Origin of the sequence: Streptomyces sp. SID13726 (assembly GCF_010548375.1) — a bacterium.
Classification (GTDB): domain Bacteria; phylum Actinomycetota; class Actinomycetes; order Streptomycetales; family Streptomycetaceae; genus Streptomyces.
Genome location: NZ_JAAGLY010000775.1, coordinates 1 through 396, shown reverse-complemented (window position 1 = coordinate 396; position 396 = coordinate 1). Strand labels below are relative to the sequence as shown.

At 75.3% G+C, this 396-nt stretch carries 1 pseudogene; it reads left to right on the top strand.

Features of this window, described 5'->3' with window-relative positions:
- Positions 1 to 396 (top strand): annotated as a pseudogene (locus G3I78_RS50240) (alpha-glucosidase/alpha-galactosidase); the annotation flags it as partial.

The window sequence follows — 396 nt, the reverse complement described above, 5'->3', positions numbered from 1 at the left end:
GGCATCAGCCGGGAGAACGTCGCGGAGTTCGAGGCGGCGCGGCGTGCGCTCGCCGCCGGCGAGGACCTCGCGCTCGAGGACGGCGCGAGCGAGTACGCGCCCCAGATCATCCACTCGCTCGTCACCGGGACGCCGCGCGAGGTGCACGTCAACGTCCCCAACCACGGGCTGATCGACAACCTGCCCCAGGGCGCGGTCGTCGAGGTCCCGGCGGCGGTCGACGGCGACGGCCTGCGCCCCGTGCCGATGGGCTCGCTCCCGGCCCAGTGCGCGGCGCTCAACCAGCCGTACGTCTCGGTCGGCGCGCTCACCGTGGAGGCGGCGCGCACCGGCGACCCTCGGCTCGTGCGCCAGGCCGTGCTCATGGACCCGAACGCGTCCTCGACCCTCACCCCC